15 protein-coding genes, 1 tRNA gene and 1 pseudogene are annotated in these 13,497 nt (G+C 47.1%); 10 read left to right on the plus strand and 7 right to left on the minus strand.

Annotation, left to right across the window (positions count from 1 at the left end; all coding sequences use genetic code 11):
- Positions 1-38: 38 nt before the first annotated feature.
- Entirely contained in the window at positions 39-695 is a 657-nt protein-coding gene (locus tag BVU_RS14940; RefSeq protein WP_011965840.1) for a BT4734/BF3469 family protein, read from the minus strand.
- A gap of 159 nt (positions 696-854) precedes the next feature.
- On the opposite strand from BVU_RS14940, the gene BVU_RS22560 reads away from it, so the two are divergent.
- The 6 genes from BVU_RS22560 (at position 855) to BVU_RS14965 (ending at position 6,194) form a co-directional block, all read left to right on the plus strand.
- A complete protein-coding gene (locus BVU_RS22560; protein WP_005847786.1) occupies positions 855-1,004 on the plus strand; it encodes a hypothetical protein in 150 nt (49 codons plus the stop codon).
- A gap of 1 nt (position 1,005) precedes the next feature.
- The gene (locus BVU_RS14945) at positions 1,006-1,167 is read left to right on the plus strand and encodes a hypothetical protein (RefSeq protein ID WP_005847784.1); all 162 of its coding nucleotides are present in this window, start codon (positions 1,006-1,008) and stop codon (positions 1,165-1,167) included.
- Between the two features lie 162 nt (positions 1,168-1,329).
- Positions 1,330-2,898 carry an ATP-binding protein gene (locus BVU_RS14950; protein ID WP_041174565.1) on the plus strand — a complete coding sequence of 523 codons (1,569 nt, stop codon included), beginning with the start codon at positions 1,330-1,332 and terminating at the stop codon, positions 2,896-2,898.
- Between the two features lie 182 nt (positions 2,899-3,080).
- Entirely contained in the window at positions 3,081-3,389 is a 309-nt protein-coding gene (locus tag BVU_RS14955; RefSeq protein WP_005846765.1) for a nucleotidyltransferase domain-containing protein, read from the plus strand.
- On the plus strand, positions 3,386-3,787 hold the full coding sequence (locus BVU_RS14960; protein WP_005846767.1) for a HEPN domain-containing protein: 402 nt from the start codon (positions 3,386-3,388) through the stop codon (positions 3,785-3,787). The genes BVU_RS14955 and BVU_RS14960 overlap by 4 nt, the downstream gene beginning before the upstream one ends.
- Before the next feature lie 103 nt (positions 3,788-3,890).
- Positions 3,891-6,194 (plus strand): DEAD/DEAH box helicase, encoded by a 2,304-nt coding sequence (locus BVU_RS14965; RefSeq protein WP_011965843.1) that lies wholly within the window; start codon positions 3,891-3,893, stop codon positions 6,192-6,194.
- Between the two features lie 109 nt (positions 6,195-6,303).
- On the opposite strand, the gene yihA is transcribed toward BVU_RS14965, so the two are convergent.
- A complete protein-coding gene (yihA, locus tag BVU_RS14970) occupies positions 6,304-6,906 on the minus strand; it encodes a ribosome biogenesis GTP-binding protein YihA/YsxC (RefSeq protein ID WP_005846771.1) in 603 nt (200 codons plus the stop codon).
- Entirely contained in the window at positions 6,872-8,353 is a 1,482-nt protein-coding gene (locus BVU_RS14975) for a sodium:solute symporter (RefSeq protein ID WP_016270447.1), read from the minus strand. Before BVU_RS14975 ends, yihA begins: the two co-directional genes overlap by 35 nt.
- A 78-nt stretch (positions 8,354-8,431) precedes the next feature.
- On the opposite strand from BVU_RS14975, the gene recR reads away from it, so the two are divergent.
- Genes recR through BVU_RS14990 form a run of 3 tightly spaced genes read left to right on the plus strand, consistent with a single transcriptional unit; the run spans position 8,432 to position 10,073 of the window.
- Positions 8,432-9,049 (plus strand): recombination mediator RecR, encoded by a 618-nt coding sequence (gene recR, locus BVU_RS14980; RefSeq protein WP_005846775.1) that lies wholly within the window; start codon positions 8,432-8,434, stop codon positions 9,047-9,049.
- A 20-nt stretch (positions 9,050-9,069) separates the two neighbouring features.
- Entirely contained in the window at positions 9,070-9,540 is a 471-nt protein-coding gene (locus tag BVU_RS14985; protein WP_005846777.1) for a hypothetical protein, read from the plus strand.
- A complete protein-coding gene (locus BVU_RS14990; protein WP_011965846.1) occupies positions 9,537-10,073 on the plus strand; it encodes a GNAT family N-acetyltransferase in 537 nt (178 codons plus the stop codon). Before BVU_RS14985 ends, BVU_RS14990 begins: the two co-directional genes overlap by 4 nt.
- Here BVU_RS14990 and BVU_RS14995 read toward each other — a convergent pair.
- Positions 10,066-10,656 (minus strand): YqgE/AlgH family protein, encoded by a 591-nt coding sequence (locus BVU_RS14995; protein ID WP_005846781.1) that lies wholly within the window; start codon positions 10,654-10,656, stop codon positions 10,066-10,068. The two genes, BVU_RS14990 and BVU_RS14995, sit on opposite strands and share 8 nt — an antisense overlap.
- A gap of 230 nt (positions 10,657-10,886) precedes the next feature.
- Between BVU_RS14995 and BVU_RS15000 the strand changes: the two genes are divergently transcribed.
- A tRNA-Asp gene (locus BVU_RS15000) sits at positions 10,887-10,960 on the plus strand.
- A 161-nt stretch (positions 10,961-11,121) separates the two neighbouring features.
- Here the strand turns inward: BVU_RS15000 and BVU_RS15005 are convergent.
- The 3 genes and pseudogenes from BVU_RS15005 to BVU_RS23040 form a co-directional block, all read right to left on the minus strand.
- Entirely contained in the window at positions 11,122-12,507 is a 1,386-nt protein-coding gene (locus tag BVU_RS15005) for an energy transducer TonB (RefSeq protein WP_005846784.1), read from the minus strand.
- Between the two features lie 29 nt (positions 12,508-12,536).
- Positions 12,537-13,004 carry an immunoglobulin-like domain-containing protein gene (locus BVU_RS15010; protein WP_011965847.1) on the minus strand — a complete coding sequence of 156 codons (468 nt, stop codon included), beginning with the start codon at positions 13,002-13,004 and terminating at the stop codon, positions 12,537-12,539.
- A gap of 96 nt (positions 13,005-13,100) precedes the next feature.
- Positions 13,101-13,419: pseudogene (locus tag BVU_RS23040) on the minus strand (mobilization protein); the annotation flags it as partial.
- Between the last annotated feature and the right edge of the window lie 78 nt (positions 13,420-13,497).

Here is a 13,497-nt window from a genome sequence, read left to right on the forward strand (position 1 = left end):
TTGTCCGGCATTCTTTTGAGTATGCTTTTCTATTCTTCTTAAATTTCCCGGCGTATCAATGCTTCCTCGTCATACGAGAGGAAACAGGCCCGTACCAGGTCCTTGCCGGAACGGTCCACGCCTTTGCCGGAGCGGCTCGTTTTCTTATCTTCCCCGTCCGGGTGGCTGTCATAGATTGCTTGTACGTAGTTCATCGCCCAGTGGATGTTTTCGGAGGTATTCTGTCTGGTGTCGGGTATGCGTGCCAGGTCGTAGGGGATGAACGCTTTTACTCCGCGTCCGCCGGGGCTGGTGAATGCCAGTACAGGGCGCAGGAGGCGGTCGTCGAACAGTTGTCTTTTCAGCTTTTCCGCTTCCCCACGGGAATCAAGATGGTCTATGTCCACCACAATCAAGCCCGACGGTCCGGTCAGGCTGTCGCTTTTGCGGTAGGAAAAGACACCGCAGGGGGTAACGTAGGGCAGTGTCTGCTGCTTGAGCATACGATAGGCTTTTTCATCCCCGTTTTCCGCTGCCCGGCGCACGGTCTCGGTCAGTGTTTTCAGGCGTTCGCTGGATGTGATCAGTTTGTACACTTCCTGTAAGGTTATTTCCTTGTAGGGCGTTAAGGTGGGCGGCTGGACGGTTCGTCCGGTGGCACTGTCCTTTACCGGTGATATCGGTGGCAGAAACAGTGACATTTTAAATTGGTTCATTCGTTTTTATTTATTAAGTTTGCAAGCCCTGATATTTATGAATCAGGTTATTGGTTTTCAATGTTACAAAGTTCGATATAATAACCGAGATACGTGTGTTTTTGTCCTGAATGAGGACATGTAAATGAGTATTCATATAAAAAAATACGATTTAATCCGATGGAACATTTGAATCCTGTTGATCAGGCCCGGCAATTGGCTGCCGAGGTAGTGAAACGTCTGGGCCAGTTGAATCTGCACAGACGGGAGTTGGAGCGTAAGCTCCATGTGGCTAATGGCTTTTTTACCAGCTTGGAAGAAAAAAAATAACATGACGCTTCTTCTTTTTTTCGAGGTGAAGGCGGTTATAGAAGAACACTATGAGAGGCGTATCGAGTTTTACAGGTATGTCAACCCGCCGCTGTCACGGGAGGCGGAACGTGAACTGGGGGAGTGGAAGGGAAAAGTGAGGGAGATAATGGGGATGTGTTGAAGTTCCGGTAGGAGGATGTAGCGGGGCACTCCCGGAGGTGCGTACATTCTTTGCGGGGAAATCTTTGCAGGGAAGAAAATGAACTATATTTTGTGGCAGATGCAACAGGAAGTGGCGGAATTTGTTTATCTTCGTAGCGGTAATGTTAAAATGGAAAAAATGATGGAACAGCAGCAATTGAAGAAATGCCCGATAGGCATACAGACTTTTGAGGAAATAATCAACAAGGGTTACCTCTATATAGATAAGACGGAATATGTTTACCGGATGGCGCACGGCGCCTCCAAATATTGTTTCCTGAGCCGTCCCCGCCGGTTCGGCAAGTCATTGCTGACTTCTACGTTGCACAGTTACTTTGCCGGGAAGAAGGACCTTTTCAGGGGATTGGCCATTGAGAAGCTGGAAACCGAATGGACGGAATATCCGGTGCTGCACTTCGACATGAGTCTGGCGAAGCATGTGGACAAGGATACGTTGGAAAGCATGCTGAGCTTCCAGCTTAGCGGATATGAACAAATTTATGGCAAGTCTGAGGAGGCTGTGAAGCTGAACGACCGGATGACTTCACTCATCATGCGTGCCAACGAACAGACCGGCCGACAGGTGGTAGTCCTTATTGACGAGTATGACGCGCCTTTGCTGGATGTGATGCATGAGGAAACGGATCTTCCCGTTCTCCGTAACGTGATGCGCAATTTTTACAGTCCGTTGAAGGCGTGCGACCCTTATCTTCGCTTTGTGTTCCTGACCGGCATTACCAAATTCTCCCAACTCAGCATCTTCAGCGAGCTGAACAATATCTTGAATATCAGTATGCTGAAGCCCTATGCCGCCATTTGTGGCATCACTCAGGAAGAAATGCAGGAACAGATGACAGCTTATATAGAACGGCTTGCCGTTTCGCAGGAAATGAGCAAAGAGGAAACGTTGCAGAAGTTGAAGGAGAAATATGACGGTTATCATTTTACCTGGCCTTCGCCCGATATCTATAATCCGTTCAGCCTGCTGAATGCCTTTGCCAATGACGAGTTGAACAATTACTGGTTTGGCAGCGGCACGCCCACTTATCTGATAGAGATGCTACGCAAGTTCCACGTCCTTCCCTCCCAGTTAGGGGGAAGTATGCAGGCTATGGCTGCTGATTTCGATGCGCCTACGGAGAAAATGGAGGGCATTGTTCCTCTGCTCTATCAGAGCGGTTACTTTACGATAAAGGATTACAACAAGCTGGCCGAACTGTATACGCTGGACATTCCGAACGGTGAGATACGGATCGGGCTGATGCGCAGCTTGCTGCCTGGCTATCTGGCCCATAACACGCTGAAAGGCAATACGACCATCGCCCGTATGTATCTTGCGATAGCCGGGGGAGATATGGACGGGGCCTTGCGTCTTCTTCAGGAATTCCTTTCTACTGTTCCGTATTGTGATAACACGAATTATGAGGGACATTACCAGCAATTGTTCTACATCATCTTCTCCCTGTTCGGGATGTATGTCGATGTGGAGGTGCGTACCCCCAAGGGGCGTGTGGATGTGGTGATGCGTGTTGCCGGTAAGCTGTATGTCATTGAATTGAAGCTGGGTAGGTCTGCGGAAGCGGCCATGGCCCAGATCAATCTGAAGCAGTATCCCGAACGCTTTTCCCTCAGCGGATTGCAAGTGGTGAAGGTGGGGATCAATTTTGATGTGGAGAAACACACCCTGGGGGATTGGGTCATAGAAGAATAGGCCGTATATGATGTAAGAACTCTTTCATTGCAGGGACGGTAAAAGCGAAAAATAATGGAACAGGAACTTTTCGATAGGATATCAATTAAGATGCTGAATATTTGTTTGTTTGAAGAAAAATTTCGTTCTTTGTATTAAGCTTGATTGCAGTTAACAACAAATTCAATCTAAAGATAAGGAGTATGAAGCGTCCTGAAATCGTGAAATCTATACAAAATGCCTTACATAAGGTTGCTCCTGGTATAAAGGTGATACTTTATGGAAGTGAGGCGCGGGGTGATGCGCGTAGTGATAGTGATATAGACCTGTTGCTGTTGATAGATAAGGATGTGGTTACTTTGGAGGACAAGATGCTTTTAACTGCTCCTTTATATGACATTGAGTTAGAAACCGGTGTTCAAATCAATCCGTTTATAGAGTCGATGAAAGAATGGGGAAAACGTTTCACTCCGTTTTATGAGAATATAATGAAGGAGGGGATATTGTTATGACTCCGGAACAGCGGTTTGATATTGTTTTATATAGGCTGAATTCAGCCAAATCATTGTTAGATGAAATAAAAGATCATATAGAGCGTGGTTATTACAATACGGCAATGAATAGGATGTATTATGCCTGTTTTTATGCTGTGAGTGGATTGTTGTTGCAGTCGGAGATAGACGGAGTCAAGAGTCATGAAGGTGTACGTCAAAAATTCAGCCAGCATTTTATTCTTACAGGTAAATTCCCTAAAGAATGGGGACGCTTTTATTCTATTTTGTTCAATAATCGTTCAGCTGCCGATTATGAAGACTTTAAGAACTTTGATTTAGCAGCAACTCAGGAAATGTATCCTAAAGTCTGTGCTTTTATAGGACTTATTGATAATTGGGTTTTCGATAAAAATTAATCCGTAAAGAATAAGATATTTACTATAGGCTGCATGCAATGATGCATGTGGCCTTCCCTTTTTTTTGTTGCCGGTAGCGACCGGCATCCGCATAATGTATTGCATGAACGACACTCTTCGCGACTACCAGCAGGAGATGAAGCTCCGCCTTTTCAAGGAGTGGGAGCTTCACCGAAGTGTGATGGTACAGATGCCCACCGGTACGGGCAAGACGCATCTGCTGGCCGCCATAGTAAGGGAATTCCTGCGTGGTTCCGGCAGCCGGGTATGGATCGTGGCGCACCGCCGGGAGCTGGTGGAGCAGATAGAGGAAACCGTGTCCCGGCACGGGATGAGCAAAGAGGACGGAAGGGTGAGGGTGATGTCCATCCAGTGGCTGTCACGAAACCGGAAAAGCATGGACGAAGAGCCGGATCTGATCGTTATCGACGAGGCGCATCACGCCCTGGCGGAAACCTACCGGATACTTTGGGAGAACTATCCGGAGGCAAGGAAACTGGGTATGACCGCCACTCCCTGCCGGCTGAACGGCAAGGGATTCACGGACTTGTTCGACAGCCTGATCACTTCGTGGACTGTCGCGGAATTCATCGGAAAGGGTTGGTTGTCATCCTTTGACTATGTGTCTATCCGTGCGAACAGCAGGGAACAGCGGTTGATAGACTCGCTGAAGAAACGGGGTGCGGACGGGGACTACCAGGTAAAGGAGATGAACGAGGTGCTGAACCGGGAGACAAGTATCGGCCGGCTGTATGAGAGCGTGGAACGATATGCCTGCGGAAAGAAAGGAATCGTATATGCTGTCAGCATCGCCCATGCCCGCCGGATAGCGGCTTGTTATAGCTCACACGGACTGGAGGCTGTGGCTATCGACAGCAGGACTCCGGCTTCGGAACGCCGGGAACTGGTGGAGGATTTCAGACGGGGGAAGGTGAAAGTGCTGGTCAATGTGGATATCTTTTCCGAAGGCTTCGACTGTCCCGATGTGGAGTTCGTGCAGCTGGCACGTCCCACGCTTTCCCTGGCGAAATACCTGCAACAGGTGGGACGTGGGCTGAGGAGGTCGGCCGACAAGGCGTCCTGTATGCTGATAGACAATGTGGGTCTGTACCGCATCTTCGGTCTGCCTGCCCGGAACCATGACTGGGCGGCGATGTTCGAGGGGCGGATGATTGGCAACGCGCTGTCCCGGGCACGGGCGGAAACAGGCAGGCTGTCCGTATCCGGTCCGCTGCCGGAGGAGGAAAGACAACGGGAGGATGAACTGGAGGTGGTGATAACGCACGACCGGCTGATGGACTTCCTTACAAACCGGGAAGATTCCGCAACGGAAAAAGGCGGACAGCCCGTTTTGAAAAGTTATTATGACAGACAAAGCGGGCTTTGGGGATTGAGGCGCGGGGAGAGGATGACGGTAAGGCCCCGGTATCCGGAAGTGTTTGATATCTGTGGAGACCGGGCGGCAGTGAGATTCGGGAATAACCGGGCAGGTGTGGTGAATGAGACCGGACAGCCCGGAATACAGCTGGACCGCTGCCGGAAAATGAAGTTCATGAAGGGGGATCTGCTTGCCGTGACAGACTGTGCGGGCAATGAATCTTACATCGACCTGAAGGTAAACAGAACCTATCGGGAGAAACCCGTGGTGTTGTCATTCGGCTGTATGGAATTGCCATACGGCGGTGTGGAGCTGCTGAAGGTGGGAGCGTTCTTTTTCAGCCGTACCGGAAAACCGTATGTCTCCATGCGAGGGGTGGATCAGAACGGCATCTACTTTTATGACTTTTATCTGAAGATACCGGATTACCGTGTTCCGAAGGACTGCCAACTGGTGGATCCTGTCTGGACTACCTTGTTTGATGTTTTCGCCTGTGTGCTGGCAGGGGATGAGGAGGAAGTGTATTGGTGCTGTGGCCGTCTGGCGGACCGGAGCATCGTGGTGATGGACGGGAACGGGAATTATTATCATGTGGAGAAAGGGAAGGAAAAGCGGTATATAGCCTGTAACACTCCCCGGCCGGGCGAGGAAGATTTCCATACGGTGATGGAACGTCTGAAGGAAGAAGCCGGGCGGCGTGCCGGGATAGCTCAACGGAAACAATTGCAGGAAGAGGAACAGAAAAGGCTGAAAAGGTTGGAAGAGATCAGGGATGCATTGCCTTTCCGGATGGGGATGAAATGGGGCTTGAAACTGGGGGAGCGTATCATTGTGCCTCCCAAATACAGGAAGATTCTGCCTCCTGTGGGCTATTATTGCGCTTACGAGGAAAACGCCTGCCAATGGGGAATAATGGCTCTGGACGGAAAAGTGGTGGTGGAGGCCAGATACCAGAAGGTGGATATAGAATGCAACGGTACGGTGCATCTGACGGTGATTCCGGGTAAGGTGAAGACCATAAAACTCTGAGCGTTTGCCGGAACGGAATGCAAATGGCGCAAATGACACAAATAGGAACGGGTATAAATTTGTGTCATTTGCGTCATTTGCGTTCTAAGTAGTCACCACTAGGTAAACGCTATGCCTTAAGCGACCGGTTAATGCTGTCAATATAATCCAGAATCTCCTGTCTGCCTGTTTTCTTTTCAGAGGAGGATACGAAATGAGGAGGGAGTTCTTCCCACTGTTCTGTCAGTTTTTTCAGATATTTGTTTACATTATCCTTAACCTTGCCATTGGTCAGCTTGTCGGCTTTGGTGAAGATGATAGAGAAGGGTACTCCATTTTCTCCCAGCCATTCCATAAATTCCAAGTCTATTTTCTGAGGCTCCAGACGGCAGTCTATCAATACAAACAGATTGGTCATTTGCTCGCGTTCCAGGATATAATCCTCGATAATCTGCTGTATCTTTTCTACCTGTTTCTTGCCACGGGAGGCATATCCGTATCCCGGTAAATCCACCAGATACCATTCTTTATTGATCAGAAAGTGATTGATCAGCAAAGTCTTCCCCGGAGTGGAGGAAGTCATAGCCAGTTTGGGACGTTTGGCCAACATGTTTATCAGACTCGATTTACCTACATTTGAACGGCCGATAAATGCATATTCGGGCAGGTTGTCCTGCGGGCATTTCTCTACTTTTGTGTTACTTACTACAAATTCTGCACTGAGTATTTCCATAATTCTTTGTTTTTATACTTAAACAAGTCAGCCCCATAAAAGTCAGGAAGCCGTTAAACATTAACATTTCATAGCCAAACTGATAGCCGGTGGAGGTGAACACCAGCCGGTCTATGGCATAACATAATAGCGGCGAGGCGATGGCTATGTAAGGAACAAAACGGTCGCGCGGCCGCATTGGGGTGAACAGCCCGAATGCAAACAGCCCCAATAACGGGCCGTAAGTGTACGAGGCGATGGTATAGATGGCGTCGATGACACTCTTGTTGTTTACTGCCTTGAACAGCAGGATGAATCCGATAAAGAGGACTGATATGCAGAAGTGCACAAGCTTCCTCCGTCTTTCCGCTTCCTTGCCGGACAAATGGCTTATGCCCGCTATGTCTATACAGAAGCTGGTGGTGAGGGCGGTCAATGCCGAATCGGCGCTGGAAAAGGCGGCTGCAATGATGCCGATGGTAAAGAATATCAGTACGGCGAATCCCAGATGGCCTTCCGCCGCAAACAAGGGCAGTATCTCATCCCCGGCTGCCGGCAGGGGGATGTTCAGTTGCGAGGCGAATAATAACAGCAGGATTCCGAGTGACAGGAACAGGAAATTGACCGGAACGAATGAGATGCCGTAGCAATACATGTTCTTTTGGGCTTCACGCAGGTTCTTGCACGACAGGTTCTTCTGCATCATATCCTGATCCAGCCCTGTCATGACAATCGTGATGAAGATGCCGCTGAAAAACTGCTTGAAGAAGTTCTGTTTGCTGTGCCAGTCGTCAAAAACAAAGATACGGCTGTGCTCATTTTCCCGGATGGCATGTACCAGTCCCGGAAAATCCAGATCCAGCTGGCCGGAAACCTCATAAAGTATTAATCCCAGCGCCAGCAGCAGGCAGAGTGTCTGCAAGCTGTCCGTCCACACAATCGTGCGTATGCCGCTGCGGCGGGTGTACAGCCAGATCAGTAAGACAATCCCTATCACCGTGGCGGCGAAAGGAATATGAAAGGCGTCGAATACATAATGCTGGAGGATAAGGCATACCAGATAAAGGCGCGCTGCGGCTCCGATGATCTTGGACAGAAGGAAAAAGGAAGCTCCCGTCTTATAAGCGTGCCTTCCGATCCGGTCTCCCAGATACGTGTAGATGGAGGTCAGGTTCAACCTGTAATAAAGCGGCAGCAGAACGTGGGCGATGATGAGATAGCCTATGAAGAAGCCGAAACAGGTCTGCATATAGGTCATGTCGATGCCGCGTACCATACCCGGAACGGAAACGAAGGTAACTCCCGAAAGGGAGGCTCCGATCATTCCGAAAGAAACAATATACCAGGGAGAACGGCGGTTGCCGCGGAAGAACGCGTCATTATCGGAATGACGGCCGGTAAGGCGGGCTACAAGCAGCAGTATTCCGAAATAGAGCAGTATGGTCAGCAGAATATAAATTCCGTTCATGTTATTTTTTTGAGTGCAAATGTACTCAAAATCGTTGAAATTGCGTAAGTTTGCATCCATTATAATACAAAATAACTGATGAACCAACAATATCCGTCCATGCTGCTGGAAAAAGCGGTAGGAGAGTTTGCCAAGTTGCCGGGTGTGGGACGCAAGACCGCCATGCGGCTGGTATTGCATCTGCTCAGACAGGATACGGCTGTGGTAGAGGCGTTTGGTAATGCGATGATTACCTTGAAACATGAAGTGAAATATTGTAAAGTGTGCCATAATATATCGGACACGGAAACTTGCCGTATCTGTTCCAATCCGGCACGGGACGCTTCCACGATCTGTGTGGTGGAGAGTATCCGTGATGTGATGGCGGTGGAAGCCACGCAGCAGTACAGGGGGCTGTACCATGTCCTGGGGGGAGTCATCTCGCCCATGGATGGCATAGGCCCTTCCGATCTGCAGATAGAAAGTCTGGTGGAACGGGTGAAAGGCGGTGAGGTGAAGGAAGTGATCCTTGCCTTGAGCTCGACGATGGAGGGGGACACGACGAATTTCTATATCTCGCGCAAGCTGGACGGCATGGACGTGAAGCTGAGTGTGATAGCGCGTGGTATCTCTATCGGGGATGAGCTGGAATATACGGATGAAGTGACGTTGGGACGTTCCATCATAAATCGTACTTTGTTTACGGGAACGGCATAAACTGGGAAAAACAGAAAGAGATGGAAAAGAAGATAAGACAATTGCTGCGATACTTGCAGATAGAATATGTGGCGGTATGGGTGTTGCCTTTGCTCCTGGTGGCTCTTTATGAAACAGGGGTGATGACCGAGGGGGCTTACGCGGGCGATGTCCGTATGGATTATGTCTTGCAGACGGTAGGGATTTTATTGGCGGTGGGGCTGATTCCTTTATCGCTCCGGCTGTTTAGCCTTTCCTTGGTGAAGAATGTGAAGCAGCGTTCATTGCCGGAAGCCTTGAAAAGTTATCGCCGCTGGAGTGAGATAAGGACGGGGATGCTGGTGGTTCCCGTATTGGTGAACTTGTCATTTTATTATCTGACTCTGAACAACACGGGCGTATTGTGTGCCATGATGGCGCTGATCGCTTCCCTGTTCTGTGTCCCTACCCGCAAGCGGATGCTGGATGAGCTGGATTTGGTAAAAGAGGAGAATGAGGAGCCTGCTTTATGATGAGTGACCGGCATTTTCAAGGGAACAGGATAAGGCTCCGTGCACCGGAGCCGGAAGACTTGGAAGTCATGTTCCGCTTTGAGAACGCTACGGATGTGTGGGAGATGAGCAATACCACAGGCCCGTATTCGCGTTTTCAGTTGAAGCAGTACATAGAGCAGACCCAGAATGATTTGTTTGCCGACCGCCAGTTGCGCCTGATGATAGAAAACGGGAACCGGCAGGTGGTGGGGATTGTGGATCTATGTTCTTTTGATCCTTTGCACAACCGGGCCGAGGTGGGGATTATGGTGGATAAATCCTGTCGCAGGCAGGGGATAGGGCGTAATGCCCTGGCTTTGCTGGAAGAACACTGTTTCCGTTATCTGGGAATTCATCAGTTGTTTGCCTATATCGCTGTGGAAAACCTTCCTTCCCGCAGACTCTTTGCGGCGTGCGGGTACAAAGAGAGTGCGGTATTGAAAGAGTGGGCGCATACGTTTGGCGGTGGCTATACGGATGTGCTGGTTGTCCAGAAGCTGAATCTCAGTTGAGGGAGGGGTATTGGGGATAGCGGGCCCAAATGGCGTATTTGCCTCCCATTTCGTTCAAACTGGTATGCCATAAGTCGCGGAAGTGCTGGTTGAGCAACGTTTCTTTCCCGGCTTTTCCTATGAGCCATGAGTTCTCTTTTATTTCTTTGGCAAGTTGTCCATGATCCCATCCCGCATAACCGGCAAAGAAACGGATCACTCCTTCAATGGGCTTCCCGTCCAGTATATATTGTTGCACGGCATTGAAATCACCATTCAGATAAAGCCCGTTTCCCAGAGGCAGTGCGCCTTCCAGATCTTTTAGCGTATGCAGGAAAAATATTGTCTCCCGGCTCACCGGCCCGCCTTTATACACTGGGACCCGCTGTGCGAACTCCAATTCGGGGATGAGGTCATTGAGCAGAATGTGGTAACGGAAATCTTTATTCATGATAATACCCATACTTCCCTCGTCATTATGCTCGATAAGAAGCACGACTGCTCTTGTAAAGTGGTAGTCGTTCATGAAAGGGGAGGATATAAGGATGCTTCCCTGTTGTGGAAGTACTTTATTTGATTCTACTTGAAAAACATGCATATCCATAGTTGCGTTTCCTTTTATTTACACGACTAATATACATATTATATTTAAAAAATACATGAAGTGCTCTCTTTTTTTTGTATTTTTATTTTTCTTGTATCTTAAATGGCTTATTATCAGAGTTGATGTAAAAAAGTTCAAGAAAATATTCGTAAAATGCTTGCAGATATCGAAATTTTGCGTACCTTTGCAACCGCAATCGAGAGAGATGCAGTATAAGAAAAATGAAATTTGGTGCGTTAGTTCAGTTGGTTAGAATACATGCCTGTCACGCATGGGGTCACGGGTTCGAGTCCCGTACGCACCGCATTAAACATTGAAAATCAATAGTTTAAAGAAGTAGTGCCCACTTTTACATCTGTTAATGTAAAGGTGGGCTTTTCGTTTTATTCAAGCACATTGTTGCGAGGGGAATGGTGATTTTCGAATATTACGGGAATATGAGTAATAAATGTTTCATAGTTGCTATTATTTGAGTTTAAAAGCTACTGGGACTGTATATTTCACCTTTATGGCTTTTCCTTTTAGTGTGCCGGGTTTCCATTTAGGAAGCATTTTTATCAGACGTAGTGCCTCATTATCCAAAGAAGACTCAACACTCCTTACTATGTTAGGTTCTATTATGTAACCGTCTTCGTCTATGATGAATTGAACAATAACTTTTCCTTGTATTCCTTCTGTTTGGGCTTTGGTTGGATATTGCATATTGTCGTTGATGAATTGTAACAATTTATCCATACCACCGGGAAATTCGGGCATGTCATCCACTACATGATAAACTTCATCTTCTTTTGGAGGAGCTTGAGTAGGAATAAATCCAGCTCCATAATTATCCGGTTTTTGGGGGATTTCTATTCTAATAGCATTTTTTATTTCTTGCTTATTATCAGTCAATCGAAATTCGGTCATCATCAATATGTCATGACGCAATGGAGTATCAGCATCAAGCATGACTTCATAGAAAAAACGGTAACGTCCCGGTTTATTGGAGTGAACTTCGGGATAAAGATTTGCTGTAAACAAATGATGCCCACCGGGAAGTACCATATAACCTATATCTATGGCAGCGTCATTGATGGGCAATGCACGCCAAGTGCCATTCTCGTCTTCATAAGTAATGAAATAATGCTCGCCACACATTATGTTCTTGTTTCCTTGATTTAGCAAAACAAAGGAAGCTGTGGATGCCTCAGTGGAGTAAACGGAATATTCCGGATGCAGGGAAATACCGAGCGTATCAGTTATACTAATTCGCTCATTTATTATCGGCTGTTCCGGTCCTTCAAAACGAATGGCGGGAGAATCCATGAGTTTTTCCCGGAATGCTTGTCGGGCTTCGGGAGTGTTGAGAATAAACCTGACTTCAACATTCCGTAATCCTACACCCCAACTGGTCATATTATTTTTCAGCTTCTTGTCTGTCAATGTGTCAAACCGCTGGTTCAACTCGTCTACGATGCTCATAAGTTGTTGCTGTGAATAATTACTTTCAGTAACTTGCTCCAGTCGAAAAGCTTTGCTACCGGCAGTAGATTCCAAAATTCGCCTTGCATGCGCTGTGTCACCTCTTACCTGAAAAACCAACGTGGAACCGTCAAAGAACATACCTTCCAAGAAAGAAGGGCAACGCGGGCTACCGATGAAACCTCCTATAGAATTCGGATCATTTCCATAGACCCTGCTTAAGGCTTCAATGACTTGCAAGCCTGCAGATTGGTCAACAACAGTATCTTCTACAAAATAGACAGCTTCACCTGTAGAGTCTAATTTGCTTGTAAGATTTGATTTTGGTGCCTTATTCGCACATCCCATAAAAGAGTAAAATAGAACTCCTACCCATATTTTTGTTTTCATAACATTGAATTGTTTAGTGAAAGGGATGTTTATTCTATTTCAAATTCAGCATTGAGATTGATTTTCTCCAAATCATTCCACATTGATGTGGAAATACGATATTTGCCGGGAGTTGTTTTATAGTATTTAATAGGAAAACTGAAACAATAATATATAGGTGGGGTAATCGGTATAATTTCGTCATCAAAAAAAACTGTGGGCTTTTTCGTCCAAAGCCTTACCCATTGATTATTTTCCCATCTTTCTAAAATCCATCTTCTGCCATAACTTAGTGGAAGTTTCTGAGGATTGAGGACAATAGCGAACACTTCTTCACTTTCAGTGGTATAATGCCCATGTAGCATATTCATGCGTACTGTTTTCCCTAAAGTATCGGTGCTTACACAGATTGCATCCGCACTGCCGATTTCTACACAGTTTTCTTGACTGGACTGATGCGTACACCCGATAGTGAAAAGACAGAAAAGACAGAAGAAACATGAAAATATAGTTTTCATCTTGGTTTATTTATCAGTGAAACAAAGTATTTACAAAAATACTCAAAGTGCAATTCATTAACAATTAGAATTACACTTTTATTTTCTACCAAAGAATTATATTCTCAACTCTCTTTGGGGCCTGTTTTTCTCTTTTGGAGTGTGGCCTACAGCCAGCTTTTCCTTAAGCTCTTTAAATTCATCTTGAACCATTCAAGTATAGGCATTCCGTCAATGCACAACCGGAACTTTCCTTTCTTCTGCGGATTCCTCTTTACTGTTGCCGTTGAATATGCCGTTCCGGACTTTTCCCGGTGTTCCCGTGAATGCAGTTTCCCCTGAACCCTACGGGTTGGAAGTAGGCAAGCAGTCTTGTCAGTTCTTCCGTGAATCCCATTTCCCGGCATTGCTCGGCTATCGGCAGCAAGTCTTTTATATCTCCCCGCCCTGACTTGCTTCCACTGTCTCCTGTAACGGAAATATTGAGAAAATACGATTATGTGATTCCGGTTAT

The sequence above is a fragment of the Phocaeicola vulgatus ATCC 8482 genome, from assembly GCF_000012825.1.
GTDB lineage: Bacteria > Bacteroidota > Bacteroidia > Bacteroidales > Bacteroidaceae > Phocaeicola > Phocaeicola vulgatus.

Bases quoted from the DNA above. Each gene is read 5' to 3' on its own strand.
- BVU_RS14940 (WP_011965840.1), bottom strand. From the start codon at position 695: ATGAACCAATTTAAAATGTCACTGTTTCTGCCACCGATATCACCGGTA.
- BVU_RS22560 (WP_005847786.1), top strand. From the start codon at position 855: ATGGAACATTTGAATCCTGTTGATCAGGCCCGGCAATTGGCTGCCGAG.
- BVU_RS14945 (WP_005847784.1), top strand. From the start codon at position 1,006: ATGACGCTTCTTCTTTTTTTCGAGGTGAAGGCGGTTATAGAAGAACAC.
- BVU_RS14950 (WP_041174565.1), top strand. From the start codon at position 1,330: ATGGAACAGCAGCAATTGAAGAAATGCCCGATAGGCATACAGACTTTT.
- BVU_RS14955 (WP_005846765.1), top strand. From the start codon at position 3,081: ATGAAGCGTCCTGAAATCGTGAAATCTATACAAAATGCCTTACATAAG.
- BVU_RS14960 (WP_005846767.1), top strand. From the start codon at position 3,386: ATGACTCCGGAACAGCGGTTTGATATTGTTTTATATAGGCTGAATTCA.
- BVU_RS14965 (WP_011965843.1), top strand. From the start codon at position 3,891: ATGAACGACACTCTTCGCGACTACCAGCAGGAGATGAAGCTCCGCCTT.
- yihA (WP_005846771.1), bottom strand. From the start codon at position 6,906: ATGGAAATACTCAGTGCAGAATTTGTAGTAAGTAACACAAAAGTAGAG.
- BVU_RS14975 (WP_016270447.1), bottom strand. From the start codon at position 8,353: ATGAACGGAATTTATATTCTGCTGACCATACTGCTCTATTTCGGAATA.
- recR (WP_005846775.1), top strand. From the start codon at position 8,432: ATGAACCAACAATATCCGTCCATGCTGCTGGAAAAAGCGGTAGGAGAG.
- BVU_RS14985 (WP_005846777.1), top strand. From the start codon at position 9,070: ATGGAAAAGAAGATAAGACAATTGCTGCGATACTTGCAGATAGAATAT.
- BVU_RS14990 (WP_011965846.1), top strand. From the start codon at position 9,537: ATGATGAGTGACCGGCATTTTCAAGGGAACAGGATAAGGCTCCGTGCA.
- BVU_RS14995 (WP_005846781.1), bottom strand. From the start codon at position 10,656: ATGGATATGCATGTTTTTCAAGTAGAATCAAATAAAGTACTTCCACAA.
- BVU_RS15005 (WP_005846784.1), bottom strand. From the start codon at position 12,507: ATGAAAACAAAAATATGGGTAGGAGTTCTATTTTACTCTTTTATGGGA.
- BVU_RS15010 (WP_011965847.1), bottom strand. From the start codon at position 13,004: ATGAAAACTATATTTTCATGTTTCTTCTGTCTTTTCTGTCTTTTCACT.